The following is a 25,713-nucleotide window of genomic DNA, read 5'->3' as shown; positions in this document are numbered from 1 at the left end:
TTACCCGGCTCCTGTTGCCGTCTGCTGGACGGGCAGGGGATAGGTCAGGAAGGTGCGCGGGATCGAAACGCTCTGGCGGCCTGTTTCGTCCGCCGGGTGGCGCTCGATCGCTTCGAGTGGGCGATCACCCACGATGATCTGTGCCTGGGTGCTGTCCGGCACGTAAAAGGTGATGCCCTGCAGGTCTTCGACGGGCGGCAAATGCTGCCCGGCCAGCGGATCGGCCACGCCGTAGACGCGGATCACCGTCTCGCCCTTGTCGTTCGTTTCTTGCGACCACAGCAGGTACTTGTGGTTGAGATAGTACGTCAGCAGGCGCGCCGTCGTGGTGATGTAGATCTCCCCGGCGCGGTGCACCTCGGCCAGATTGCGCAGCGCGGCCTGGGTTTCGGGCGGCAGGTAGGGCGGTTCTTCCGGCCCGACGCCAATGTGCGTATAGATCACCATCACGCCTTTGGACCGGATCAGCGCTTTGAGCGTCTGGGGCCGCAGCACGTAGGCCAGCCCCCAACTGTTGTGCCCGTACGACTGCCCCTGCCAGTAGGTGTTGCAGCGCTGGAACTCGTAGACCTTCTGGCCGTCGGTCAGGGTGTGGATGCGCATGAACTTGTTGCCCGCGTGGATGGCGAAGCGCTCTTTGCCCAGGTAGGCCAGCGTGATCTTGGCGACCTCTTTGACCAGGCTTTTGGTCGTGTCCTTCAGGTGGTGGCGGTCGATGATGTTGGCGAACGCGCGCAGCGAGAACGGCACGCCGTGGCCCACGATGTTGCTGCCGCGCCCTTTCCATACGAACCGGATGCCGTAGGCCAGCGTTGCGTCGGCGTGGTAGATGGGCGACTCCGGCACGTCGCCCGTGCCCGGCGTGGTGTCCTTGCCGAAGTCGGACGGGGCCTGCGAGTGATCGACCCACACCTTCAGGCGGCAGCCGCTGCTCTCAAGCGCCTTGAGGCCCGCCAGCGCCTGCTCGCGCGTGGTCGCGCCGTCGCCCCAGGAATGGATGCAGTCGATGTACCCCGCCTTGATCATCGTCTCGATGACTTCGCGGTCGTGCGGGCGGCTGGAGAAATAGCCAAAATCGTCGTCGAGCGGGTAGGGGAAGAAGGTGTTGCCGATCTCCAGCCCCACGCCCGGCCCCATCGACGTTTCACCGGTCGAGTTCAGGAACTCCTGGATCGCCAGGAAGCGCTCGACGGTGGTCGTGCCGTCGATGTCGCTGCAAATGGTCATGGCGGCTTTGTACGGGTACGGGTAGCGCCGCAGCGCGATCGCGTCGCCTGCCGGTTTCGCGGGGGCGGCAGGTTGACCGGGCGCGTCCGCCTGCGGCTTACTGCCCTTGTGCGCGATGGCCGCTGAGTAGACGGCGCGCGTCTGCGCCGCAACGACTTCCGGCGACCATTCGGCGGCGTTCTTGCGCCGGGCATTTTCGCCCATCCGGTGCCGCAGCTCGGGATCTTTCAGCAGCTTGAGGATTGCGTCGGCCAGGGCGCGCTCGTCGCGCGGGGCCACGAGCAGCCCCGTCTCGCCCTCGTCCACCGCTTCCGGCAGCCCGCCGACGGTCGTCGCCACGACCGGCTTGCCGAACGTGTACGCCACCGGGATCACGCCGCTCTGCGAGGCGTCGGTGTAGGGCAGCGCGACCACGCTCGACTGCTGGAACAGTTCCGCGCGGCGCTCGTCGGACACGTATTCGTTGTAGACCGTAAACTTTTCGGGGTGGACCATCATCTGCGTGTAACGGTCGAAATCCTCGCCGCGCCCCGCGATGACGAACTTGGCGTCGGGCACTTCCGCCGTGATCAGCGGCTCGGCCTTGATGAGATATTCCAGGCCCTTGTACTCCCAGATGCGCCCGAAGAACAGGATCGTGTTGTCCTGTTCGTGCACGTGCGATTGGGCCGTCTCGTCGCCCAGGGTGATGTGCGGCACGACGTGCACGCGGTTGCCGGGCAGTTGCAGGTCGTCCACGCACACCTGCTTGAGCTGCTCGCCGTGCACGATCACTTCGTTGGCGCGGTGATAGCCGAAGTCCATGATGCGCTGCGGCACGCGTGACGCTTCGGGATCGCCGGAGTGGTGGCGCGGATCATGAATGGTGATCACCAGGGGATAGCGCCCGATCAGCGGCAGGGCGAGATTGAACCACATGTGCCCGTGCTGGAAGTGCACCACGTCCGGCTGAAAGGCGCGGATCTGGCGTGCGATGCTCAGCGCGAGCTTGCCCTGGCGCAGAATGTGGCGCACGCGCGGCTTGTCGTACGGGCGGAAGTCCACCGCCGGACTGATCTGATCGACGAACGGCGCAGACTGTTCTTTGGGCAGAAACAGCATCACCTGATCGTCTTTGAAGGCGCTTGCCAGCTTGATGCAGTATTCTTCGAACTCAAAAGACACAAACGCGATCTTCATGCTACCAACCCTTTCCGTACCGCCCGGCCACTAGACCGTATTGATGAAGTCCAGCACCGGTTCCAGGACCGAGTTCCAGTCTGCGTTCTCGGTATACCGCACCGCGTTTTCGGCGTACTGCGCGCGCAGGTCGTCGTCTTTCAGCAGCTTGATCGCCGCCGCCGCGATGGCTTCGGGCGTGCGCTCGACCAGCTCGCCCGCGTTCGATTCTTCGATCACTTCTTCGGCCTGCCCGATGCGTGTCGTCAGCACGGGCAGCCCCGCCGCCATGTATTCTCGGACCTTCATGGGCGACGCGTAATGGATAAACTCGCGCTGTTTGTACAGCGCCACACCCACATCCGCCTGCCGGATGTAGCTGATCAGCTCGCTGTGGGGCTTCCGCCCGCAGAACGACACGCTGTTTTCCAGCCCCAGCGCGCGCGCTTTTTCTTCCAGCGCCTCGCGGTAGTCGCCATCGCCCACGATGACGAAGTGCACGTCCGGGATCGCTTCGCGCACCAGCGGCAGCGCATCCAGCATCAGGTCCACGCCCCACGCCTCGCTGAGCATGCCGATGTACAGCAGCGTGGGCGGATGCGGCTCCTTCTGGCGCGCGCCGGTCAGGTTATCCAGCACCACGCCGTTCGGAATCACGATCACGTTTTTGACGCCCTGCTCCCGCCGCAGCGCCGCCAGCGGCGTGCTGACCGAGATCACGCCGTCCGCCTGGGTCGCGGCGCGGCGCTCTTTCCACGTCAGCGCTGCCGCCGACAGCTTGCCCGCCGCGTCGAGATGAGCGGGAAAGTAGTCACAGTCATCATACACCAGCTTTTTTGCCACACCGCGCCGCCTGAGCAGCCCGGTGACGAACGCCGTTTGCGGAAAAGAATAGATGCAGGTCTCAAAACGTTCTTTTTTCAGCCAGCCCGGTAAAACGGTGTAAATCCATAAATCTCCGGCAAGGTTCTGCAAAAACATGGGTAATTTCAGCTTGCGGACGATGATGTGATGGACGTTCTGTTGTCGATATTCCTTACGGCGGTCGGTCAGCACGTTCATGAAGCTTTTGAGCATCTTTTGCGCGAAACCGATCGGCGGCCCGCCGTACAGGTTGGCCGTGGAGACAAACACGACTTCGTCGTAGTGGGCCGCCAAAAAATCGACCACGTGAAAGAAGCGGTGGTTCGGCTCTTGTTCAACGTCTACGCCGCCAATGACAAGGATGCGAGTTCTGGTTCCGTTGTGGACTGCCATGAGCTTGCTTGGGCGAACCGCCGGGACGACTCTCGACGTGTTCGAACGCCTCCTTTGCGCTGACTTGCAAAGCTCTGCCGGAGGGGTATCCGGAATCGTCCCGGTTTCCGAGGGCGCGCGACGGTGGCCGCACGCCCTCCAGTTTCCCCCCAACGCTTCGACGGTCGATAGTGGCGGGCTATGAGGTTGTCGTTAGTGGACGGCAGCCGTCTCCTCGATCACGTCGCTGATGATGTCGTACACCTGCTCGACGAGCCTGCTCCAGTCGAAGCGAGCCGCGTAGTCCACCGCCGCCTGCGCGTCGTGCTGGTAGCGCGCCGGATCCGTCAGCAGGGTGATGGCCGCCTCGGCCAATGCGTCGGGCGTGTGCTCGATCAAGATGCCCGCTCCCGCTTCTTCCATCGTGACCGTCGTCTGGCCGATGCGCGACGCGATCACCGGCAGTCCTGCGGCCATGTACTCGATCAGCTTCAACGGCGACGCGTACTTGCGGAACAGGCTGCCCTGCTGTGACGTCGCCAGGCCGATGTCCGCCTGCGCCAACACGCCCGGCAGATCCTCGTACGCCATCTGTCCGCGAAATTCGATGCTGTCCGCCATGCCCAGCGACTCGCTGAGCGCCTTCAGCGCGGCCTCGTCTTCGCCCGAGCCTGCGATCAACAGGCGGGCATCCGGCACGCGCGCGCGGATGGCGGGCATGGCGCGGATTGCCACGTCCACACCCCACAGCGACGACAGCGTGCCCATGAAGACCAGCGTCGGCGGGTGGGGCGGCTTGGTCCGCGCCCGCGCAAAGAGGTCCAGGTTGACCCCGTTCGGGACGATGTACGAGCGCCGCGCGCCCTGTTCCTGGCGCAGACTCCCTAACAGCGATCCGACCGAAATTACGGCGTCCGCCGCTTCCATGCAGACGCGCTCGCGCCAGCGATACAGGCGCTGGAGCAGCGGCTGCGCTTCTAGGCCCGGGAAATAGTCCCAATCATCATAGATCAGGTGCCTGACGTATCCGGCGCGTTTAAGCTGGCGCGCCATCAGGGCGTTTTCAGGATCGCCAAAGATGGCGATGTCGTAAGGTTCCTCAAGCGCCGGACGCAGCGCCCAGTAGCGCCACAGGTCTTTGCCCAGCAGGTGCAGCGGCGACGGGCCGGGCACATCGCGCACGAGGATTTCACGCAGCCCTTCGCTGCCTTGCACGCTGATGCGATCGTGCAGCAGGTTTTCGGCTCCTGCCTGCGCCTTGTGCAGCGGTGACTCGCCCGCAGTGTCCATGCCGGTGTATGACGATTGAAACGCGACCAGATCTACCTGCTTGAACCGTGGTGCCAGATACGACGCGACGTGCTTGGTGCGATGGTTAGATCCCTGCAGCAGGCTCCAACCCCCAATGTAGAGAAGTCGTTCACTTCGCATTGTGGTTTGTGCTTTTCTGTCGATAGGTGTTGCGCTGCGCGTCACGGGTGGCGCAGGGAGGGATTGACCCTGCGCCGGTCGAGACGTCCTCATACGGACGTTTCCGCTGGACTACTTCACGGTGTCCAGTGTGGCGGCCAGCTTTTCGGCCAGCGCGCGCCGGTCGTATTGCTCGATGCCGTTCAAGCTGGCGTGCATCGGATCGCCTGCTTCGCGCCGTTGGTAGACTTGCAAGATTGCCGCTGCAATGGCGTCTGCGTCGTGTTGTGAAGCGGTCAGTCCCAGCCCATACTGGTCGAGCAGGTTGGACGCTGCCCCCGGCACGCTGAGCAGCAGGATCGACGGGCCGCCGACAGCCCAGTACTCGTAGATCTTGCCCGGAATGAGCGTGGCAAAACCGTCGTAATTGATCGTCAGCAGCAGGTCCGAGCCTTTCAGCAGCTTGATGAACTCCGGCTGCGGCAGGTGGCCCACTTCCTGCACGGTGTCGGTGAGGCCCATCTCGCGCACCATCTCCTGGTACGCTTCAGGCAGCCGCCCGGTGAAGACCATCTTCAGCTTGCCCTTCAGCTCGGGGTTCTGGATCTGCAAATTCTTCAGCGCGGTGAACAACGGACGCGGATTACGATGCCACCCGCCGGAGACGCTGAGCAGACCGGCATGCACGATGGTGAACTCTTCGCCGGGCGCGTGCCCGGTGGGGATATCCTTCGCGCCGCCGAAATCGACCAGATCCACGCCGTTAGGGATGAATTCGAACTTATCCTTGGGCTGGCGCGGATAGCGCTTGATGAACTCGTTGCGACTGTAGTCGGTGACGAGGATCACCTTGCTGGCGGACGTCACTGCCCACCACTCCATGCGCCGCTCGATGAAGCGCTTGAACCACGGCTTGTCTTTGAACCACGGCGTGTCGATCCAGTCGTCGCGGTAATCAAGCACCAGCGGCTTACGCGTCAGCCAGCGCAGCAGCGACGCCGTCAGCGTCACCGAGTGAGGCGGCACGGTGGCGAAGATCACGTCGATCTGCTCGCGCTTGATGATCTTGCGTCCCGACCGCACCGCGATAGGCAGCCACGCCAGATACTCGTCCGGCATCAGCAGATATTGGCGGGCGAAGTTGCGCATGGCGCGCAGCGTATTGATCAGCAGCGCGGCGGCTTTGTTCTTTTCGCGCGCCTGACGCCCGCGCTCCAAAAACTCGACGGACGGCTCTCCCGCGGAGGTGCGGTAAATCATCACCTCGTCGGGAATGTTAGCGAACAGCGTTTCACTGCCCTGCTTGCGCTGCGTGTCGTATTCGTGCCGGTCGTCGATAGTCAGCACACGCGGCAGCCAGCCCAGGCCCGTCAGATACTTGATGAACTTCACCACGCGGATCGATCCCCCGACCGAAAAGAACGGCGGGAAGACGTACGCGATCATGAGGACTTTTTTGACCGGTTTGGAATTTATCTTGTCGGTCTGGGGGTCTAACTCGCCCATGCCGGTTCTCCTGGTTCCTAGTGCAACTGCCGGTTAGTGGATTCTCGCCGGGGCATGTACCCCGTGCCCCGGCGCATGAGAGTGAACCAATAAGCTGCGCCCGCTTAGGACGCAGGCTCCACGACGGACTGCTCGCCCTCGACCGTTTCTGCGGCGGCGATATGCGCCACGTCCAGCACCAGTTGGCCGGGGCGCAGCCGCTCGGCCAGCCCGTCGATCATGCCGTGCCCCAGCACGACCACGTCCGCCGACAGCAGCGCCGCGTCCAGCGAGGGGGCCATCAGCGCCGCCACGTGCGGGATCACCTGCTCGATGTAGGCCTTGTTCTTACCGATCAGGCGCGTAAGCTGCACGTCGCGGTCGTAGATCTTCAGCGTGTAGCCCTTGCCCAACAGGGTCTCGGCCAGATGCACCATCGGGCTTTCGCGCAGGTCGTCGGTGTTGGGCTTGAAGCTCAGGCCCACGATGGCGACGTTCTTCTTGCCACTGCGCTGGATCTTGTCGTACGCAAGCTGGACCTGATGGTCGTTGCTGGGCAGGATCGCTTCCAGCACGGGCACTTTGGTATCCGTGTGGCGCGCGTAGTACAGGATGGCGCGCAGGTCTTTGGGCAGGCACGACCCGCCGAACGCGAACCCGGGCTTGAGGTAGCGCGCGGAGATGTTCAGCTTGGTGTCCTGGCTGAAGATGTCCATCACTTCCGCCGCGTCGATCCCGGCTTCGTCGCAGACGCGCCCGATCTCGTTGGCGAAGGTGATCTTCAGCGCGTGGTACACGTTGCTGGCGTACTTGACCATGCAGGCCGTGTCCGGCTCGGTGCGGTAGACCGGCGCTTCGATGCCGTTGTAAAGGCCCGCCACCGTATCCCCGGCGTGCTGATCCACCTGACCGATCAGCGTGAAGGGCGGGGCGTAGAAGTCCTTGATGGCCGTGCCTTCGCGCAGGAATTCAGGATTGGCGACCACGCCGAAGTCCGGCCCGGCTTTTTTGCCCGACGCTTCTTCCAGAATGGGCAGCAGATGATCCATCACCGTGCCCGGCAGCATTGTGCTGCGCAGCGCCACGACTTTATAGGCGTCGGTCTTGGCGATTTCCCCGCCGATTTCTTCGCAGACGCGCTTGAGATATTGCAGGTCCAGGCTGCCGTTGAAGTCCGACGGCGTACCGACGCACACCAGGCATACATCGGCGTGGGCGACGGCGGCGGCAGTGTCGCGCGTGGCCGAAAGGCGGCCCGCCTGCACCGCGCCTTGAAGCATCTGCTCCAGACCCGGCTCGATGATCGGGCTTTTGCCGCTGTTGATGGTCGCTACTTTGTCCGGGTTGACATCCACGCCCATGACGGTGTGCCCGCGTTCGGCAAAGCACGCTGCCGAAACCGCGCCGACGTATCCAAGTCCGAAAACGCTTACGTTCATGTTGTTAGTCCCCTGTTTTCCCTACATACTGAAATGACCAGCCGAAGTGCACACCTTCTCTTGAGATTGGCCCTTCATAGGTGGCCACCAAGACGGCGTTTTCTACTTTCAGATTATACTGGTCCGAGAACCAGCCCTGCTCGATGCTGAGAGTAACCCCTTCCGGCGGCGTGATGCGCACGTAGGGGAGATTCGCTTCTTCGACAACCACGGCATGACCGTCGTTCGACACGCGCAGCGCCAGATCGGGCGCGAAGTGAAAGTGCCATGCCAGCGCGTGCGAGCCGCCATCCCGATCGGCGACGCGATCGGCGATCGTCCACGCGTCCGGCTGCTCGTGTGCGATCGCGCGCTCGTGGCGCACACCCGGCGCGACGTCCATCGCTCCGGTGACATGCGTGGTATCCCAGGACAGGCACTCGGCGTCGGGCACGTCTTTCCACGAGAAGTAATTGATCGGCGCTGCCTGCTCGCGCCCATCGACCATCAGCGTGTTGTGCGATGCCGTGCGGCGGAACTCGTCGCGCACCGGGCCGTGATAGCGGTACGTGCCGGAATCGACCAGCAGCGCGCGGCCCTTGACCCACAGCAGCGCGGCCAGCATGTCGCAGTGCGAATGCGCCGACGCGCCCTCGCCGCCCAGACCCCACGGGCCACAGCGGAACATTAGCAGGTCCGTGTCCGGCTGCCAACTGTCGCGCAGGATGACCATGCCGCCGTCGGTGAAGGCCTGCGACGTTTCCGCCGGGGCGTGCGCGTCCAGGCGCTCCCACGCGCTGAATCCCTGCGCGCCGAGCAGCCAGTACGCCTCGGTCCCGAATTCACCCGCGATCTGTTTGAAGTCGCCGCGCTCGAACAGCACCGCGCCCACCGCCAGCAGCCAGCGGATGTCCCAGAAGCGGTGCGCGGAGGGCAGACCGATCGCGTAGCCGTCGTCCGAGTCGCCCCACAGCGGCCCCACGCCGGAGATGCCCGCGATGTGCCGCATATAACCGAACATGCGCTCCAACGTGGCTTCCAGATCCGGCTGGCGCGGCAGCAGATCGCGCCGCGACGGCAGAATTACCACCAACAGAAATTCCGCGACGAAGCGCATATAGCCGGTGGCCTGTTCCTTATTCACGCCATCGCTGTGCGTCTGGGTGCGTACGGCGTCGTTCAGGCTGCGCAGCCCTGACTCACGCCAGTCTGCCGAGTCCTTGAACTCCGGGAAGATTGCGCCCACCATCGCCAGCGCCGCCGTTTCCCCGATCAAATGGTTGTTCGGGACGCGCTCGTAAGTGGTCAAGTGCTCTTTCAGGAACACCGTCTGCTGGTACAGGCTCTTCAAAAACGCGCCGCTCGCCTTCTCCTGGAACGCGCCCGCCGTGCGGAAGAGTTGGAACGCCATAGTCCAGTTGATCAGGCGGATGGCGACTTCCAGCGCGCTGAACCAGTTGACGCCGTGTTCCGGCGGGTTGGCCTCGATCCAGTTCTGAAGCTGGTCGATGAACGCGTTGAGGTAGCGTTCTTCACCGGTCAGGCGGTAGGCCAGCCCCAGCGTGACGAAATGCGCGTGCCGGTTGACTTCCCACACCATTTTGAAATCGGCGGGGCGGTCCGGCTCCCAGATGATGTCGTCGATAATCGAGATGTGTGTGTCCGGCCAATCCCAGCCCGTTGCCGGGCAGCGCTGCCACGCGATTTCGCCGGGATAGCTGGCGTCCTGGTTCAGCAGCTTGAAGGTCCGCGCGCAGGCCATATCCGCTGCGACGAGGATCTGCGTGCGCAGGCCGGGATAACGCGCGTCGAGCGCCGGCGCGGTTTTGTCCGCCGGATCGAGCGCCAGCAAAAAGCTGCTGTCTTTGCGCAGCGCCAGATGCTGCACGACCGCGCCGATCCCGGTCCAGTCCGCGCTCAGGGTCGCCAGCAGCGCCTCGTCGCTCATGGGGCGGGTGGCTTTAACGCGCCAGTAAATCGACTGGCCGCGCTGCACGGTCGCCCCGCCGGTCTTGTTCCAGACCCGCTTCAAGGTTCCCGTGACGCCAATTTCTTTGGCGCGGTTCAAGTAGTGATTGACGGAAGGCATCCTGCATCCACCCTTACTTTACTCGGATGAAGCCAGTGCTTCGGTGATGTTTGCATCGCCGGAAAGCAGCTCGCGGAACTTGCCCGGCGTGAACTCGCCCAGCAGCCACAGCAGCAGCCCGTAGATCACCGCGCCCAACCCGGCTCCGGCAAGGATCACGACCGCGCGCAGAATGGTCGAGGCGTCCCGGTCATAGCCGTTCAGCAATTGGACCAGCCCCCATACCGCGACGCCCATCACCGCCGAAGCGGCGACCGAGTTTGCCAGCGAGCGCCAGGGCAGGCGCAGCGTCAGGTAGCGGGCCGAAGACCGCGCCTGAAGCACCGACAGGGCTATGAACGAGACCATCGCTGCCCACGCCGCGCCCATGAAGCCGATGTGCGGGACCAGCAGGAAGTTGAGCGCGAGACTGATCGCAACCGCAATGAACTGGTTGATGGCGATCCAGCGCGTGTTGTTGGATACGAGCGTGCCGTAGCTGGCGAGCTGGCTCAGGCCAAACGCTGCCGTACCTGCCGCCACGAGTCCCACCGCCTTGTAACCCTCGAAGTATTCTTCGTCGGCCAAAATGCCGACCATCGGCTGCGCCAGCACCCACAACCCGACCACCGCCGGGATGACCAGCACGAAGAACACCCGCGCGAAGATGGTGATCGCGTGCTCGGTTTCCTCGCGGCCTTTTTCCTCCCACAGCCGGAACAGGATCGGGGCGGGGACCAGCAGGAACAGCCCGACCAGCAGCTCGATGCTGCGCGCCGAGATGTTATAGGACACACCGTACAGGCCGACTTCGTAGCTGCCCTCGAAGATCTTGATGATGTAGCGGTCCGCGAGGCGCAGGCCCCACGCCGCCACGTTGCCCAACGAGAGCGGCAGCGCGTACATGAACATGATCTTCAGGTCCGGCGTGGTGACGCTGGTCGCCTTTACCGGCACGCCGCGCCGCGTCATCCTCAGCAGCAGCAGCACCGGGATCGCCATGGCGATGACCTGCCCCCACAGCAGCGACGACACGCCGACGCTGAGCAGCCAGACCAGCAGCAGGCTGATCACCACCGTGCCGTAACGGTTGAACAGTTCGATGGCCGTATACCACTTGCCGCGTTCTTCCGCGCGCAGGATCTGCATCAGGATGTTGAACCACGACTCGACCACGAACAGCGCGATCGCCACCCACAGCAGCGGGTACAACTGGTCGTCGATCTTCGAGCGCAGCAGCACCAATCCCAGGGCCGCGATCGCCGCCGCCAGCAGCGACATCAGTCCCGTGCTGGCAAACATGGACGAGAAGTATTTCGAGAGGTCCGACTTCACCTCGTAGTTCGCATAGAAACGCATCGCGGACGAGGCCAGCCCCGTGACCCCCGCCGCATACAGGAATTCCGCCAGGCCGAACGCCAGGATGTAGTTACCGTACTCGTCCGGAGAGAACAGCCGCGTGAAGATCGGGACCGTGATAATCGCTGTGAGCGCCGGCAGCAGCTTCGCCGGAAGATATGTCAACAAGTCCTTAAAAATTCGCTTTTGCATCGGATTCCCTCACGCAAAACGGAGCGCTTGGTCGGCGTCCGGCGGGCAACCGGCATGGCGCAGCCAGAGCCGCGCTTTCGCGCAGCGGCGAACGATAAATAGATCCGGTTTCTTAAGCAGCCTGTTCCCCGGTTGACAAGCGGTAGATGACCTCATTAATGCCCATCATGGTGGGATAAATGAGGAGCGACCAGTGCTGGATGAAGTTGGGTGCAACGGTGTTGCTTACGAGGGTTCCAACGAATGCCACCCCAAACCCCAGGTAAATCGCTCTAAGCTCGTCGTCGTGGATGTCCCGGTAGTGCCGGAACGTGCGGATGACGTACATCGCGCACAAGATCAAGAATGGAACCAGCCCCACCAGCCCCATCATCAGCCAGATCCACAGGTACGCGTTGTGCATGAACCACGTCAGACCCGTAGACGGCGTTTCGTACATCATCAACGGACGGTAGTTGTTCCGCAGGCCGATCCCAAAGATCGGGTGCGCCTCGATTTGCTGGATCGCGTAGCGATTTTCAACCAGCCGGTATTCCAGGTTCGGGTCCACCTGCCCGGTTCCGCCTACCATCGATTCGAGGCGGGCGCTCCAGGCATCCAGCTCGACGCGGATCTGGCCGGGCTGGACCATCAGCACCACGAATATCAACGCCACGACCAGCAGCAGCATCGGCAGAACCCGCCTGCCAAATCGCAGCGCGTCCGGGGGGCGGATAACCATAATCAGCAGCCCCAGGCTCAACAGGATCGCCAGCAGGTAGTTCCGCTGGAAGCTGCGGAACAGCCAGAAAAGCAGCGCCGCGAGCATCAGGCCCGTCCAGAACTGCCGCCGCTTGCTGAGTGCGATCAAGGCAGCCGCCGTGGGAATGAGCACGAAAAACATGCGCTCGCCGTACGTATAGAGACGGATATTCTCGTTCTGGGCCGTCTCGGTCACGATTTCGGAAATTCCGGTGGTGCGCACCGGCAGCAGGTGAACGGAGTCCAGCACGTTCGGGAACAGCGTGCCTACAAACAGGATGGCCGCCAGGATCCACAGCCCTTTGATCAGGTTGCGCAGCGTCTTTTCGTCGCGTACCAGTTCGATCACCGGGAAGAAAATCAGCCAGTAGGTGACGAACCGTGCCAGCCGCAGCGCATCGTTTGCGCCGACGCCCTGGAACACTACCGCGTTGCCGACCGAGATCACCAGCGCCAGGAAGAACAGCAGCAGCGGGATCGCCAGCGGCGAGCCGTACAGCCGGAAGCCCGGCTGTGACATCGCGCGCAGGAAGATCAGCGCCAGCAGGAAGATCAGCAGCAGGTCGGAGATGTGCAGCGTGATCGGCCCCATCGACAGCCACGGGATCGCCTCGGTATCTACGATTCCGCTGTTGATGCCAATCACCGTCAGGATCGCCATCTCCGGCCAGCGCAGACCCACCCACAGGAAGGCGATTCCTGCCAGCAAGGCGAAGGCGATCCCGGCGTAACCTACCGCGATGATCAGGCCAATGACGCCGCCCATACCGAGCGCCAGCAGCAGCTCCCGGCCCTGCCGGAAGCGCGGGCCCGCCCCCTGACGTTCCGTAAGCATCTGGAACATCGGGGAATATTTGGTGAGCAGGTCGGACTGTGACGGCCTCATCGACGGATTCCTGTTAGCTGCGTTCGGCGCTGTGAACGGGCGCTCACGAAGAGAGCTTGCTCACGGCGCGTGAGTTCTCAGCCACGACGGCGCGGCGCTCGCGGGCATAGTACTTGCCCAGCAGCGACATGGGGACGCGATTGACGACCATGCCGATCACGTTGGCCTGAATGTCGTCCAGGTACTGAAGCGCCAGACGCAGCCCTTCACGTGAGGTGTGGCGCTGCGACGCGACCAGGATCACCGCGTCGGCCAGGGCCGCCAGCACGGCGGTATCCGCGACAGCCAGCACTGAGGGCGAGTCCACGATCAGGTACTCGCAGTCTTTCAGCAGGTCGGCCATTACGCTCGAAATACGTTCCGGCGTGGCGACGTCCGACAGGTCCATAGCCGAATTTCCGGCGGTCAGAACGCGCAGATTCTTGAAGCTGGTGTTCTGGAGCGCGGCTTCGACCGGCTGGCTGCCCTGCAGCACTTCGGACAGGCCCAGCTTGTTGGGCAGGTTGAAGATCGAGTGCACGCCAGCGCTGCGGAAGTCGCCGTCCACGATGATGGTGGCGTAGCCCGCGCGGGCCAGCGACACGCCCAGGTTGGCGGTGACGGTCGTCTTGCCGCTGCCCTTTTCCGGACTGGTCACCAGGATGCTGCCGCGTTCGGCCAGCACGTTCTGGATGCGCACCCGCACCCCAAGCTGGCGGTACGCGTCTGCCGCGATCGAGTACGTGTTCGCCTGCAAGGGCGAAAGCTCCCGGCGGCGCGGCCAGCGTCCTTCCGAGCTGGGCAGCTTGGTCAGCACCGGCAGGCCGCTCAGCGTTTCCGCTTCGGAACTGCCGCGCAAGGTGCTGTCGAAGTTGTCGAGGATGAAGGCCAACAGCAGGCCCGCTGCGAGTCCACCCGCCAGCCCCAGCAGAAGGTTCAGCACTTTATTCGGGCTGTCGGCAGTGTCCGGCACGTACCCCGGCTCCACGACCGAAATGCCGTTGGAGCGAAGCTGCTCGTCGATGCGCAGGTTTTCATAAGTCTGCAGCACGCTGTTGTACTGATCCTGGCGCAGCAGCATCTGCCGCTCAAGGATCGCCAGCCGCTCTTCGGGCAGCTCGTCCGCGATGCCCGCTTCATAAGCGGCGACCGCTGTGTTGTAATCGGCTTCGGCCTGATCGACCTGATCGCTCAGAATTTCGCGTGCGGAAACCGATGAGTCCCCGGAATACAGTTCGAGGCTGCGTTCCTTCAAGATATCGGCCAGATGATTCACCGCCGCCGCCGCCACTTCCGGATCGGCGCTGGACGCGGTGATGCGCATCAGTTCACTGTCGGGCACGATTTCCACGTTGATGTCGGGCGCTTCGTCCAGATTAAGCTGGCCCGCCAGCTCATCGAGCACCGGCCCGCTGGTGACGATTGCCGCATAGGTATTGATCAGCCGGGTCGCCATCGTGCTCACCGTCCAGATGTCCTGTTCGACACCCGCCGGGGACGATACGACACGAATGGTTGCAGTCGAGGAGTAGGTGGGCGTCATCTGGTTGGTAACCAGCAGTGAAATGCCTACCGCCGCGACAATTGCAATGAGAATCACCCACTTATACCGTCCGAGTACGTGGACGTAGCCGATGATCTCCGAAGCTACCGTGTTAGATGTGGCGTCGTTGGCATACCGCGAGGGACGACGCGCACTCGATGAAGGCGCTGGAATATGGTTCAACTTTCCATCTTCTCCTATTTCTACTTTCTCAATGACATGTCCAGCACGAGCCGAAATACGTTCCCCTCTAGGATTCTTCACCCCATCCAGCACCGTATGCAGCAGTTCCTTCTTGCCGAACGGCTTGAGCAAGTAGCTGTCGATGCCCATGTCATCCGCATGCTTCAGAAATGCCTGATCGTCTTGCTCCACCAGGAAAACGAAGCGGATCCAGTTCCAGCTTTCGTTCGCCCGCACTGCATCGAAGAACTCGAACCCGTCCTTTTTCGGCATTTTGATGTCCGACAGGATGACATCGGGATCCAGCCCCTCTTCTAATAGCTTGAGAGCAGCCGCACCATCGGGCGCAGTGGTTACCCGAATCTCGTTGCTTTTTAGCCAGTCTTCGATTTCGTCCCGCATCACGCGGTTGTCATCAACCGCCAGAACGTGCCATTCGACGGAACTCATGGGCTTCTCTCGCTCTACGCTTTCGCGTATTTCCCCAGATCATTTTCTAGTATACGGAGTCAACCTTGCAGTTCCACTAAAAGGATCGACCATTCCTAACAACCGCCTATCAGACTGTAAGTTGCCAAAAATGATTTGTTTTTGCCGCGCTGAGTAAGTCTCTAGGGGGACCAAAATGACCGACAAGCGGCAAAATTGGGTGTCGAATGAGCAAATGCTTGGTATCTGTCGAGCCGTAACCGTAATAATATATATAGTAATGATAGTAACGGTATTCCTGAAGTGGCAATTTTACGATACAGTCATTTCCGGTCCCTTGTTCTTTAGCTCGCCTGCATGGAAAAAAATGGTTTTATGTGAAGTGGGCAGGAAAGGGAAAAAGGAGTTCGATGAAATCTGCTCTAGGATCTCCGTCACTTCGCCTGAGCGTAATGTATGCAATCATCACCGGCATCTGGGTCATCAGTTCCGACCGTCTGCTGGTTGTGATCTCCCGCGATCCTGACAGCCTCACAGCCTTGCAAACTTATAAGGGCCTCGCGTTTATCGTTCTGACATCGGCACTTCTCTACACCTTTTCCCTGCGCGAGCTGCGCGTGCAGGCGCGCATTTCGCGGGCACTGGCCGCACACGAGGCCCAGTCGCGCCTGGTGACGTCGCAGATGCCCTCGTCGATCCTGTGGGCGACGGATGCGGCGCTGCGCATTACCCAGCTTTCCGGGGGCTGGAGCGGGCGTGTAGGGCAGGAGGAGGCCGTGCTCAACCACGTTCTGCGGGACGTGTTCCCCGTAGCAGAGCAGCCGGGCATTCTTGAGGCCCACCTGCGCGCCTTGCAAGGCGACTCGACCACGCTTGAGATGCGCCAGGACGAGGATATCTTCGAGGTGCGCGTGGAGCCGCTGCGCGGCCCCGAAGGAACGATCGTGGGCTGCGTCGGGCTGGCGGTACGCGTGACGGAGCGCAAGCTGGCCGAAGCCGCCGCCAAAAAGCAGCATATTTTGAACGAGGCCCTGCGCCATACGGCGACCGTGCTGACCAACACACTCGATCCCGCCGGCGTCATGGAACGTATCCTGGCGACGATCGGATCGGTCGTGCCCCACGAGACGGTGAGCATCATGCTGGTGGAGGACGGTGCGGCGCGGCATGTTGCTGCGCGCGGTTATTCGGGCAGCACCCTCGCCGGGCAGCCGGAGAGCATTTCGCTAGACACCCAGGTGTTCAAAGAAATGTACGAAACGCAGTCGCCGCTGTTGATCCCCGATACGGTCGCTTACGAGCATCAGCAGGGCGTGCAGCCGCTCTTTCACCCACAGATGCGCTCCTATGCGGGCGCGCCGCTGATCGCGCATGGTCAGGTCGTCGGGTTTCTCAATATGTGCAGCGAAACGCCGGGGTTCTTCAGTCAAGACCATTTTGAGGCGCTGCGGTTGTTCGCCGCGCAGGCTTCCATCGCGCTGGAAAACGCGCGGTTGTACCGCCAGATCGAGGATTATGCCCGCGAGCTGGAAGATCGTGTGGCGGCGCGTACCGCCGAGGTGCAGGGCGCGAAAGATCGGGTTGAAGCGATCGTGAACAGCAGCAGCGACGTCATCATCCTCGCCGATCTCAACCATCACATCGTGCAGTTCAACGCCGTGTTCCGGCACGTCTTTGCGTGCGATGCCCCCCATGATTTTGTCGGCAGTTCGCTCGTCGATCTGGTCGTTCACGAGCACGTCCCGTTCTTCGAGGACGCCTTGCAGCGCCTCGTGGCAGCGCATACCGTGCAGCGCGTTGAAGTCGCGGTGCGATGTGATGGCAGCGCCCGGTTCGACGCCGACGCGGTGCTTTCGCCTGTGCTGGGCAGCGATCAAACGCTGGAAGGTATCGTGTGCAGTCTGCGCGACATCACCGAGCGCAAACAATCCGAGCTGCGCCTGCGTGAAACCTTGCATCGTGCGGTAGAACTGAACGAAGTGCGCTCGCGTTTTGTCTCCATTGCCTCGCACGAGTTTCGTAATCCGTTGGCGGCGATCCAGACCTCGGCGGATTTGCTGCGCCGTTACAATTCGCGCATGACCGACAGCCAGAAGGAAGAGGAAGTTCAGCGTATTCGAGGCTGCGTCAAACAGTTGACGGGGCTGCTGGATGACCTGCTCACGCTGGGGGCGGTCGAAGCGGGACGCCTGAAGTTCGAGCCGGAAAACGTCGATTTGCAGGCGTTGACGGACCAGCTTGTAGCGGAGATCCGCCAGACGATTGGCGTGAACCACCGGCTCGATTTTAAGGTAGAGGGCCGGTGCGACTGCCTTTTTGTCGATCCGCGCCTGTACCGTTATGTCGTGAATAACCTGCTGTCCAACGCGTTTAAATATTCGCCCTCGGGATCCACCGTGCACTTGGTGATGTCCTGCCGCGCCGATACGCTGGTCCTGGTGATCGCGGATGAAGGCATCGGCATTCCGCCTGAGGATCAGGCACGCCTGTTCGAAGCATTTCATCGCGGCTCGAACGTCGGCTCCGTGCAGGGAACCGGACTCGGCATGGTCATCATCGGGCAGGCGATCAACGTTCACGGCGGCACCATCGCAATGGAAAGCCGCGAAAACGAGGGCACTGTGTTTACCGTGACGCTGCCCGCTCCGGCCTGCTAGCTCCACTGCTGAGCTATCTCCGTTTTTTTCCTCCCGGTTCCCGGTTTGTATTTGTGTTTGTTACACGCGGGTGATAACGGCGCTGCCAAATGTCCTGGCAGAAAGCGACGTGATGGGGTAGGCGAAAGCCGTTTTACCGTTTATGATTAGGTTAGTGGGTCGGGTTTCCGAGGGCTTATAGGCAAACCGGAACGGTTTCAAAAGGGTGGTGCCCGTTCGGATGGGGCAGCGCCGCAGGAAATGATTCGGGGTGTTGTCTTGCGCCGCGTTCCGGTATAGCCCATACTTATTGCAGGTTTCAAAATAGTTGAAGTTCGGTATTTTAGACATAATTTCGTCCAAAGATCGATTAACGCGGTAATATGTTAGGAATGGCATATATCGCTATCTCCCACTAAATGGTAAGCACGTGTAGTAAGTCACCGGCTTCTATGCAGTTGATTGGCGATCCACAGTGGGACATCCGAAGGTGATAGACCAAGCGTCCAAGTTGGAATTTGCGTGATGGCCTCGACAATCCTCCAACGCGCTGCGCATATCCCCCACTTCTCAGGTGTTATTCAGCGTCCTGTTCTGCTTGAGCGCTTGCAAGCGGTTGGCGATCATAAGCTCACACTGGTTTGCGCACCGCCGGGATATGGCAAGTCAACGATCGTAGCGCAGTTTGCATACCAGTCGTCTTATGTCGCGGCATGGCAGACGATTGAAGAGCGGGACCGCGACGTGCCGAATCTGTACCGGCAGAGTCTCGCGGCCCTGGAAACGGTAGCTGCCGGGATTCAGGATCTCCCCGCCGATCCGGTGGGATATACGCCGGGCGAGCTGTCCGGGTTGATCGCGGATTACGTGCGCAATGCCGTCACCGACGACTTTGTGTACGTGCTCGACGATATTCAGTATCTGGCGGGTGCGCCGGGCGCTGAAACGTGGCTGCGGGCGATGGTGTCGATGATGCCCGCAAACTGCCACATGGTCCTGATTGGCCGTATTCTGCCGGACTTGCCCCTGACCGAGATGATCGCTCGCCGCGAAGTGCTGGCGCTCGGCCAGGAACAGCTTAAGTTCACACCGACCGAGATCGACAGCCTCGCGCGGGAAGTGCTCGGTCTGTCGCCGTCGCCCGCCGAGGTCTACGATCTGGCCTCGCGCCTGGAAGGCTGGCCCGCCGGGGTATTCCTGGCGCTGCGCCCGCTGCCCGCCGATCTTGAGCACGCGATGCTGAACGGCGGCGAAGGGCCGGAAGGGCTGTTCGACGCGCTGGCGAGCCTCATGCTGCGCGCCCAGCCGCCCGCGCTGCGCGATTTCCTGCTGGCGTCGTCCACGCTGGAACGCCTGACTCCCGATCTGTGCACGGCGGCGCTGGGTTTGCGTGACAGCACCCACTGGATCAGCGAGGTCCAGAGCCGCAATCTGTTCATTTCGCGCGTGGCGAACGGCCTGACCTATCATCGGCTGTTTCGCACGCTGCTCCAGCGCCAGCTCAAAGAGACGAATCCGAACCTCTATTACGATCTGCATGCCCGGGCGGCGCGGTGGTTCGAGGACAACAACCGCATCGACGAGGCGTTCGAGCACTATCTCAACGCCGGGCTGTACAAACGTGCGGTGATGATCGCCGAGCAGGTGAGCCGCTCGTACTTCACGCAGGGCAAAGTCGAGACGCTGCTGACGTGGCAGAACGCGATCGCCAAAACAGGCGTGGTGACGCCGCGTCTGGCATATGCCTGCGCGCTGATCCATACCGACCGCTACGCGTACCAGCTTGCGGAGGCGGAACTGGATCAGGCGGAGACGGGCTTCACAACGACGGAAAATGAGGTCGGTATCGCTGAGGTGCAGCTTCAGCGTGCGATGATCAATTTGCAGCGCGGCCAGTACGAGCTGGCGATCTCGCAGGCGATGCCGTTCCGAGACGCGCCACGCGGCCCGTCGAATTTGCGCGGGCGGGCGCTGCGTGTCATCGGCTTTGCGTCCGTGCGTTTGGGCCGCGTGGAAGAGGCGGTCCGGTCACTCGAAGAAGCGCTGCCGCTGTTCAAAGCCTATGCGGACGCTTACGCGCTGACCAACCTGCTGCAAGACCTTGAGATGGGCTATACCCGCCTCGGTCGCAGTGAGGAAGCCAACGCGTGCTTGCAAGAGGTCGTAGCGCTGCGGCGGTCGCTGGGCAGCGCGGGCGCGCTGGCGCTGGCGCTCAACAACCTGGGCTATCACTACCACCAGCTTGGCGATTACCAGCAGGCCTATGTGACCTTTCAGGAAGGGCTGCGCATCGTCACGCATGTTCCTGACAAGCGCGCCGAAAGCTACTTGCGCTGGAGTTTAGGCGATCTCCAGCGCGACCAGGGCAACTTTGAGGACGCGATCCGGCTCTATAACAAGTCCCTGGAGCTGATCGGCGGCGGCGAGCCTCACCTGCGCGCAAGCGTACTTGCCAGCGCATCGAATCTTCAGCGCTGGCGTGGCAAGTATTACGAGGCGCTGCTGCTGGCTGACGAAGCGAACGCCCTGGCCGAAACACACAATGTCGCGCTGGAGCGTGCGCTGGCACAGGCCGCGTTCTGGGCTGCGCGGGCGCAGTCCGGCCAGCTTGAAGACGCCCTGAAAAACCTGCATGCGGTCGTCAACGACCTGAAACGCCAGGGAATTAAGATCGAGCTGGTCCAGGTGCTTGGACAGGCGGCGCACGTCGCTTTGCTGGCCGAAGATATGAAAGCGGCTCAGGACTATCTGCGCACCGCGCTCACCACCGCGCGCGACGGCGGCAGTTTGCAGCCGTTGATCGCGGAAGTCGTGCACGTGCCGGTGCTGCACCAGTACGTGCTGGGACAGTTCGAGCGCGATACCGACCTCCTGCGGCGCATCGACCTGCTGCGGGACGCGCAGCTCAAGACGCGCCAGGACAGCACGGCGGTCGCGCCCGCCGCCGTGCGCCCCGAGACGTACAGCCTGCGCGTGCTGACGCTGGGGCAGGAGTCTGTCGAACGTGACGGCAGGACGATCTCCCCGTCCGAATGGCGTGCCGCCAGCGCGAAAGAGCTGTTTTTCTACCTGCTGTTTGAAGGCGTGAAGACGCGCGAACAGATCAGCCTGATCTTCTGGCCGGACAGCCCCACCAAGCGCGTGCGCTCCAATTTCCACACGACGCTTTACCGGGCGCGGCAGGCCGTCGGTGAAAATACGCTGCTGTTCGAGAATGACCGCTACTTCATCAATCCCGAGCTGGATGTGCTGTGCGACGCGAACGAGATGGAAGGTCTCGCACGGCAGGCGCGGCTGCTTTCTCCACACGATGCACGCACGGAAGATCTGTGGCGGCGCGCCGTCACGCTGTACCGGGGCGAGTTCCTGACCGCGCTCGACGCGGACTGGGCCTATACCCGCCGCGAGACGTATCACGAGCTGTACCTCGAAGCACTAATCGGCCTGGGGATGTGCGCCCGCGCGCGCGGCGATCTGCGCGAAGCCCTGGCGACGTTCAAACAGGCGCTCGAAGTCGATCCCTTCCGCGAAGATATTCACCGCGCCATCATGCTGTGCTATGCTGAGAGCGGCGAGAAGAACAAAGTCCATGTTCAGTTCCAGGAATTGAAGACTTTGCTGCAAGAAGAACTCGCCGTCGAACCTACGGCGGAAACACTCAAACTGGTCCAATCACTGCTGGGCTGAATCCAAACGCCGCCAAAACCGCCAATTCTGGCGGTTTTTTGTTATTACCACGATCTGGTAAGCACTCTGTTGTGCACCCCCCGTTATCGTAAAGACATCATTAAATTTCTGACACGATAACTGTGGAGGGCAACCCTCATGAAACAGCGTCTATTCTCCGTTTCGACGTGGTTCGCGTCTGATCCTCGCCGTGCTCGTACCGTTTTATTCGTGGCGTTGACTGCGCTCGCCCTGGTTCCGGGTGGATCAGCCCTGGCTGGGCAGGCATCCGGCGGCAGCGGCAGCCCGCTTCCTTAACGGTACTCGCTGAGCACGTTTATTCAATTTTCACTCTGTCTCTAATCATCATCACTTGATGCTCAATACATAGGAGAGATCTGCAATGAAAAACCGTCTGATGTTGGCGACGACCTGGCTGGCTTCCGATCCGCGCCGCGCGCGCACCATCCTGTTTGTGGCGTTGACCGCGCTCGCGCTGGTCCCCGGCGGCTCGGCCCTGGCTGGGCAGGCGTCCGGCGGCAGCGGCAGCCCGCTCCCGTAGCGCAGCAGCTTCGTTACTCGACACTTATTGACTTTTGACCCGGATGAGACTGCGCAGCCGCGCATGAGGAGCATGGAAATGAAAAACCGTCTGATGTTGGCGACGACCTGGTTGGCTTCCGATCCGCGCCGCGCGCGCACCATCCTGTTTGTGGCGTTGACCGCGCTCGCGCTGGTCCCCGGCGGCTCGGCCCTGGCTGGGCAGGCGTCCGGCGGCAGCGGCAGCCCGCTCCCGTAGCGCAGCAGCTTCGTTACTCGACACTTATTGACTTTTGACCCGGATGAGACTGCGCAGCCGCGCATGAGGAGCATGGAAATGAAAAACCGTCTGATGTTGGCGACGACCTGGTTGGCTTCCGATCCGCGCCGCGCGCGCACCATCCTGTTTGTGGCGTTGACCGCGCTCGCGCTGGTCCCCGGCGGCTCGGCCCTGGCTGGGCAGGCGTCCGGCGGCAGCGGCAGCCCGCTCCCGTAGCGTGGTAACATTGTAAGATCTGCGTGCTTAGGACAGTTAATCAGTCGGGTATCTATAATAGGTTAAAGGTGTAAGAAATGACTTACCGTTTGTTACAGGCGATGAACTGGCTGGCTTCTGACCCGCGCCGCGCGCGCTCCATCCTGTTCGTAACGTTGACCGCGCTCGCGCTGGTTCCCGGCGGTTCGGCCCTGGCGGGGCAGGCTCCCGGTGGTAGTGGCTGATCACACTTAGAGAAGAAAGTTACTTGTTTGAGGATGAAGGCCAATCACATTGATTTGGCGTGGTCAAGATTATCAACGGCGGGTTCACCGCTTGAAGGCTGTATTGGATACAAGGAGTAAATGACGATGGCGCTTATGGATCAGACCCCGGTGATGGATGTTCTGCCGTGGCCGCAGGGGCACGGGTTCTCTGGCACGGGTACGTGGTGGGAATACGTGATGAGCAAGGAAGAGCGCGCTCGCCTCGATAGCCTGATGGGCATCGCGCTGCTCGACGAAGACGTGTGCCGGCGCTTGGTGGATGACCGCGACGACAACCTGCTCGAAGCGTTCGGGCTGTCGGAAAAGACGCGCAATTGGCTGCATGCCATCCAGGCCACGTCGCTGACGGAACTGGCGCAGAAACTGGTGTCGCTGGGCAGCTAGTTCCTCTCCCATTTGACCACCCTGTCCTGGGCGTATACGCCCGGTCTTATAACTGCATGTTCGCTGATAGGCCCGGAGAAGTGTACCGGGCCTGGTGACCTTTAGGGCCAAAAGTGAAAATTGTAAACGAAGGCGCCGTATGAACGAGTTAATCATGGTAGTTGACGACGACCCAGGTATCCTGGCACTCGTAGACGTGATGCTGCGCAAACACGGATTCACGGTGCTGAAGGCCAATGGCGCTTACGAGGCGCTGAAGTACCTTGACTCGGTTACGCCCAGCGTCATCGTGCTGGATGTTATGATGCCGGACATGAACGGAATCGAACTCTGCGAGCATATCCGGTCACGCTCGCAAACGACGGTTACCCCTGTCATCATGCTGTCTGCCCGCAGCGATTCGCGCAGCGTCGCCAGCGCGATGCAGGCTGGCGCGAACGGGTATGTCTCGAAGACAGCGGTCTATCACGAGCTGGTGGCGCAGATTCGCAGCCTGCTCGATGCGCGGGCGCGTAACGGTCGTTGAGAGTTCGGTTTCCCGATCTGGCACCGTTATCCGGCAGGGCAGCCTGAACGAATGCGGCTGGTGATCGCCAGTGATCACTTCATGGCCCAAGATGTTGTGGCAAAACAAAAACGTGGCTTTGTGAGCCACGTTTTTTGTTTGGCTGTACTCGTTGGCGTGGATCACGCCTTGAGGAATTCCGCGATCGAATCCGCTGCCTTCTGCGCCGATTTGATGGCGGTGCCGACCAGTTCCAGCCCGGTGACGGCGTCGCCGCCCGCCCATACGTTCGGCAGACTGGTTTTGCCGGTGTCCTGATCGATGAGGATCAAACCCCAACGATCGGTCGCCATGTTGGGCGTCGTTTCGCCCAGCAGTGGGTCGGCGTTGTAGCCCAGCGCGAGGATCGCCGTGTCGGCGGGGGCCACAAATTCCGAGCCCTTGAGCGGCACGGGCCGCCGCCGCCCGCTCTCGTCCGGTTCGCCCAGCGTCATGCGCACGAACTCGATTCCGGTCAGGTTGCCTTCCTCGTCACCGACGAAGCGGACCGGCGCGGTGAGCCATTCGAACTTGGCTCCCTCTTCGCGGGCGTTGACGCGCTCGGCCTTGCAGCCGGGCATTTCGGCTTCCGTGCGGCGGTAGGCGCAGGTGACGTCGAGCGAATAATCCAGCGCATGCTGGAGCCGCAGCGACGACCGCACGCAGTCCATCGCCGTGTCGCCGCCGCCGACCACGTAAACGCGGTGGCCGACGTCCGGCAGGCCCTTTTCCGCCAGCTCGTGCGGCTGGAGGTCTACCGGCACGTTCGACCGGATTAGGTATTCGGTCGCCGTGTAGACGCCGTGCAGATCCGCGCCTTCCCACTTGGGGACCGAATCGACGCTGGCCCCGGTTGCGATGAACACCGCGTCGAACTCGTCCGCGAGCTTCTGAAGCGGGATGTCCTGCCCGATGCGCGTATGCGTCACAAAACGGATGCCGAGCGCTTCGAGGTGCTGGACCTTCTTGACGATCCGTTCTTTTTGCAGCTTGTAGGCCGGGATGCCGTACAGCAGCAGACCGCCAGGGTAGGGATTGGCGTCGTAGACCGTGACCGCGTGCCCCAGACGGCGCAGGCGCTCAGCGGCGGCCAATCCTGCCGGACCGCCGCCGACCACGGCAACGGATTTGCCCGTGTCGGGATCGACCTGGCCTAGCGGGATACCCTCGGTTGCATACTGGTATTCGATGACAAACTTTTCAATTTTGCCGATCTGGATAGGTTGCAGACTAACACCGCCGCCATGCGTGCACGAGCCTTCGCACAGCCGCTCCTGCGGGCACACCCGGGAGCAGATTTCCGGCATGGGACTGGTTTGACGGAATATATTTGCCGCTTCTATAAAATTACCTTCTTCGACCAGTCGAAGCGCAGTCGGGATGTCGTTTCCAATCGCGCAGCCGAGCACACACGGCGCAGGGTCGGGGCACTGGATGCAGCGCGACGCTTCCGCGCGGGCGATCTCCGCTTCGTAGGTCAGGTAAATTTCTTCAAAGTGCCCGAGTCGCGTTTCAGCGTCTTGTTTTCTGACGGGCAATACAGGCGCATATGCACGCGCCTTACGGTCGATGTCTAATTCGGCCCGGTGTTGGGACATACGCTACAGTCCTTCCTTGACTTCGAAGGCTTACCCGACGATTTCTTTATAACAGTAGTCTCGACTCGCTTTCCCTCCTAGTGCAACTTGTCGCGTGAATTCGTTACAAAAGTGATGTTTTTCACAAATAGGTTGTATCCGTTACACCCAATAGTATTGTGAGATCGCCTGCCTCGTGCGTCTAGTATCATCAATCCGCCGAATGGATGATGATCGAACCTAAAATCAGGCGTATCGTAGAAATTGTTGGCGCGTAGGGAGCGTAGGCC

The 25,713-nt window shown here is 61.7% G+C and carries 18 protein-coding genes; 8 read left to right on the top strand and 10 right to left on the bottom strand.

The window, feature by feature from the left end; translation table 11 throughout:
• The 9 genes from V7116_RS03800 to V7116_RS03760 form a co-directional block, all read right to left on the bottom strand.
• Positions 1 to 2,406, bottom strand: coding sequence for a glycosyltransferase family 4 protein (locus tag V7116_RS03800; protein ID WP_324390555.1), 2,406 nt, complete (start codon positions 2,404 to 2,406; stop codon positions 1 to 3).
• Positions 2,407 to 2,436: 30 nt separating this feature from the next.
• Entirely contained in the window at positions 2,437 to 3,642 is a 1,206-nt protein-coding gene (locus V7116_RS03795; protein WP_324390554.1) for a glycosyltransferase family 4 protein, read from the bottom strand.
• A gap of 192 nt (positions 3,643 to 3,834) precedes the next feature.
• Entirely contained in the window at positions 3,835 to 5,052 is a 1,218-nt protein-coding gene (locus V7116_RS03790) for a glycosyltransferase family 4 protein (RefSeq protein WP_324390553.1), read from the bottom strand.
• Between the two features lie 111 nt (positions 5,053 to 5,163).
• Complete coding sequence (locus tag V7116_RS03785; protein WP_324390552.1) at positions 5,164 to 6,537, bottom strand: glycosyltransferase; 1,374 nt, start codon at positions 6,535 to 6,537, stop codon at positions 5,164 to 5,166.
• Between the two features lie 104 nt (positions 6,538 to 6,641).
• The gene (locus V7116_RS03780; protein ID WP_324390551.1) at positions 6,642 to 7,955 is read right to left on the bottom strand and encodes a nucleotide sugar dehydrogenase; all 1,314 of its coding nucleotides are present in this window, start codon (positions 7,953 to 7,955) and stop codon (positions 6,642 to 6,644) included.
• A 4-nt stretch (positions 7,956 to 7,959) separates the two neighbouring features.
• Entirely contained in the window at positions 7,960 to 10,023 is a 2,064-nt protein-coding gene (locus V7116_RS03775; protein WP_324390550.1) for an alginate lyase family protein, read from the bottom strand.
• 18 nt (positions 10,024 to 10,041) lie between these two features.
• Entirely contained in the window at positions 10,042 to 11,553 is a 1,512-nt protein-coding gene (locus tag V7116_RS03770) for an oligosaccharide flippase family protein (RefSeq protein WP_324390549.1), read from the bottom strand.
• Positions 11,554 to 11,665: 112 nt separating this feature from the next.
• The gene (locus tag V7116_RS03765; protein WP_324390548.1) at positions 11,666 to 13,180 is read right to left on the bottom strand and encodes an O-antigen ligase family protein; all 1,515 of its coding nucleotides are present in this window, start codon (positions 13,178 to 13,180) and stop codon (positions 11,666 to 11,668) included.
• Between the two features lie 43 nt (positions 13,181 to 13,223).
• Positions 13,224 to 15,335: a polysaccharide biosynthesis tyrosine autokinase gene (locus V7116_RS03760; RefSeq protein WP_324390547.1), complete on the bottom strand. Its 2,112-nt coding sequence runs from the start codon at positions 15,333 to 15,335 to the stop codon at positions 13,224 to 13,226.
• Between the two features lie 389 nt (positions 15,336 to 15,724).
• Between V7116_RS03760 and V7116_RS03755 the strand changes: the two genes are divergently transcribed.
• The 8 genes from V7116_RS03755 (at position 15,725) to V7116_RS03720 (ending at position 23,828) form a co-directional block, all read left to right on the top strand.
• Complete coding sequence (locus V7116_RS03755; RefSeq protein ID WP_324390546.1) at positions 15,725 to 17,971, top strand: GAF domain-containing sensor histidine kinase; 2,247 nt, start codon at positions 15,725 to 15,727, stop codon at positions 17,969 to 17,971.
• A gap of 504 nt (positions 17,972 to 18,475) precedes the next feature.
• A complete protein-coding gene (locus V7116_RS03750; RefSeq protein WP_324390545.1) occupies positions 18,476 to 21,637 on the top strand; it encodes a tetratricopeptide repeat protein in 3,162 nt (1,053 codons plus the stop codon).
• A 382-nt stretch (positions 21,638 to 22,019) separates the two neighbouring features.
• Entirely contained in the window at positions 22,020 to 22,178 is a 159-nt protein-coding gene (locus tag V7116_RS03745) for a hypothetical protein (RefSeq protein WP_324390544.1), read from the top strand.
• 78 nt (positions 22,179 to 22,256) lie between these two features.
• Positions 22,257 to 22,415: a hypothetical protein gene (locus V7116_RS03740; RefSeq protein WP_324390544.1), complete on the top strand. Its 159-nt coding sequence runs from the start codon at positions 22,257 to 22,259 to the stop codon at positions 22,413 to 22,415.
• A gap of 78 nt (positions 22,416 to 22,493) precedes the next feature.
• Positions 22,494 to 22,652: a hypothetical protein gene (locus tag V7116_RS03735; RefSeq protein WP_324390544.1), complete on the top strand. Its 159-nt coding sequence runs from the start codon at positions 22,494 to 22,496 to the stop codon at positions 22,650 to 22,652.
• Positions 22,653 to 22,729: 77 nt separating this feature from the next.
• On the top strand, positions 22,730 to 22,876 hold the full coding sequence (locus tag V7116_RS03730; RefSeq protein ID WP_324390543.1) for a hypothetical protein: 147 nt from the start codon (positions 22,730 to 22,732) through the stop codon (positions 22,874 to 22,876).
• 126 nt (positions 22,877 to 23,002) lie between these two features.
• Positions 23,003 to 23,302, top strand: coding sequence for a hypothetical protein (locus V7116_RS03725; RefSeq protein ID WP_324390542.1), 300 nt, complete (start codon positions 23,003 to 23,005; stop codon positions 23,300 to 23,302).
• Between the two features lie 139 nt (positions 23,303 to 23,441).
• Positions 23,442 to 23,828: a response regulator transcription factor gene (locus V7116_RS03720; RefSeq protein ID WP_324390541.1), complete on the top strand. Its 387-nt coding sequence runs from the start codon at positions 23,442 to 23,444 to the stop codon at positions 23,826 to 23,828.
• Between the two features lie 161 nt (positions 23,829 to 23,989).
• Here the strand turns inward: V7116_RS03720 and V7116_RS03715 are convergent, their stop codons facing one another.
• A complete protein-coding gene (locus V7116_RS03715; RefSeq protein WP_324390540.1) occupies positions 23,990 to 25,444 on the bottom strand; it encodes an NAD(P)-dependent oxidoreductase in 1,455 nt (484 codons plus the stop codon).
• Positions 25,445 to 25,713 lie beyond the last annotated feature (269 nt).

The organism is Aggregatilinea sp. (genome assembly GCF_036822615.1).
Taxonomy (GTDB): domain Bacteria; phylum Chloroflexota; class Anaerolineae; order Aggregatilineales; family Aggregatilineaceae; genus Aggregatilinea.
This window is presented reverse-complemented; position numbering and strand designations above follow the sequence as displayed.

Bases quoted from the DNA above. Each gene is read 5' to 3' on its own strand.
- V7116_RS03800 (WP_324390555.1), bottom strand. From the start codon at position 2,406: ATGAAGATCGCGTTTGTGTCTTTTGAGTTCGAAGAATACTGCATCAAG.
- V7116_RS03795 (WP_324390554.1), bottom strand. From the start codon at position 3,642: ATGGCAGTCCACAACGGAACCAGAACTCGCATCCTTGTCATTGGCGGC.
- V7116_RS03790 (WP_324390553.1), bottom strand. From the start codon at position 5,052: ATGCGAAGTGAACGACTTCTCTACATTGGGGGTTGGAGCCTGCTGCAG.
- V7116_RS03785 (WP_324390552.1), bottom strand. From the start codon at position 6,537: ATGGGCGAGTTAGACCCCCAGACCGACAAGATAAATTCCAAACCGGTC.
- V7116_RS03780 (WP_324390551.1), bottom strand. From the start codon at position 7,955: ATGAACGTAAGCGTTTTCGGACTTGGATACGTCGGCGCGGTTTCGGCA.
- V7116_RS03775 (WP_324390550.1), bottom strand. From the start codon at position 10,023: ATGCCTTCCGTCAATCACTACTTGAACCGCGCCAAAGAAATTGGCGTC.
- V7116_RS03770 (WP_324390549.1), bottom strand. From the start codon at position 11,553: ATGCAAAAGCGAATTTTTAAGGACTTGTTGACATATCTTCCGGCGAAG.
- V7116_RS03765 (WP_324390548.1), bottom strand. From the start codon at position 13,180: ATGAGGCCGTCACAGTCCGACCTGCTCACCAAATATTCCCCGATGTTC.
- V7116_RS03760 (WP_324390547.1), bottom strand. From the start codon at position 15,335: ATGAGTTCCGTCGAATGGCACGTTCTGGCGGTTGATGACAACCGCGTG.
- V7116_RS03755 (WP_324390546.1), top strand. From the start codon at position 15,725: ATGAAATCTGCTCTAGGATCTCCGTCACTTCGCCTGAGCGTAATGTAT.
- V7116_RS03750 (WP_324390545.1), top strand. From the start codon at position 18,476: ATGGCCTCGACAATCCTCCAACGCGCTGCGCATATCCCCCACTTCTCA.
- V7116_RS03745 (WP_324390544.1), top strand. From the start codon at position 22,020: ATGAAAAACCGTCTGATGTTGGCGACGACCTGGCTGGCTTCCGATCCG.
- V7116_RS03740 (WP_324390544.1), top strand. From the start codon at position 22,257: ATGAAAAACCGTCTGATGTTGGCGACGACCTGGTTGGCTTCCGATCCG.
- V7116_RS03735 (WP_324390544.1), top strand. From the start codon at position 22,494: ATGAAAAACCGTCTGATGTTGGCGACGACCTGGTTGGCTTCCGATCCG.
- V7116_RS03730 (WP_324390543.1), top strand. From the start codon at position 22,730: ATGACTTACCGTTTGTTACAGGCGATGAACTGGCTGGCTTCTGACCCG.
- V7116_RS03725 (WP_324390542.1), top strand. From the start codon at position 23,003: ATGGCGCTTATGGATCAGACCCCGGTGATGGATGTTCTGCCGTGGCCG.
- V7116_RS03720 (WP_324390541.1), top strand. From the start codon at position 23,442: ATGAACGAGTTAATCATGGTAGTTGACGACGACCCAGGTATCCTGGCA.
- V7116_RS03715 (WP_324390540.1), bottom strand. From the start codon at position 25,444: ATGTCCCAACACCGGGCCGAATTAGACATCGACCGTAAGGCGCGTGCA.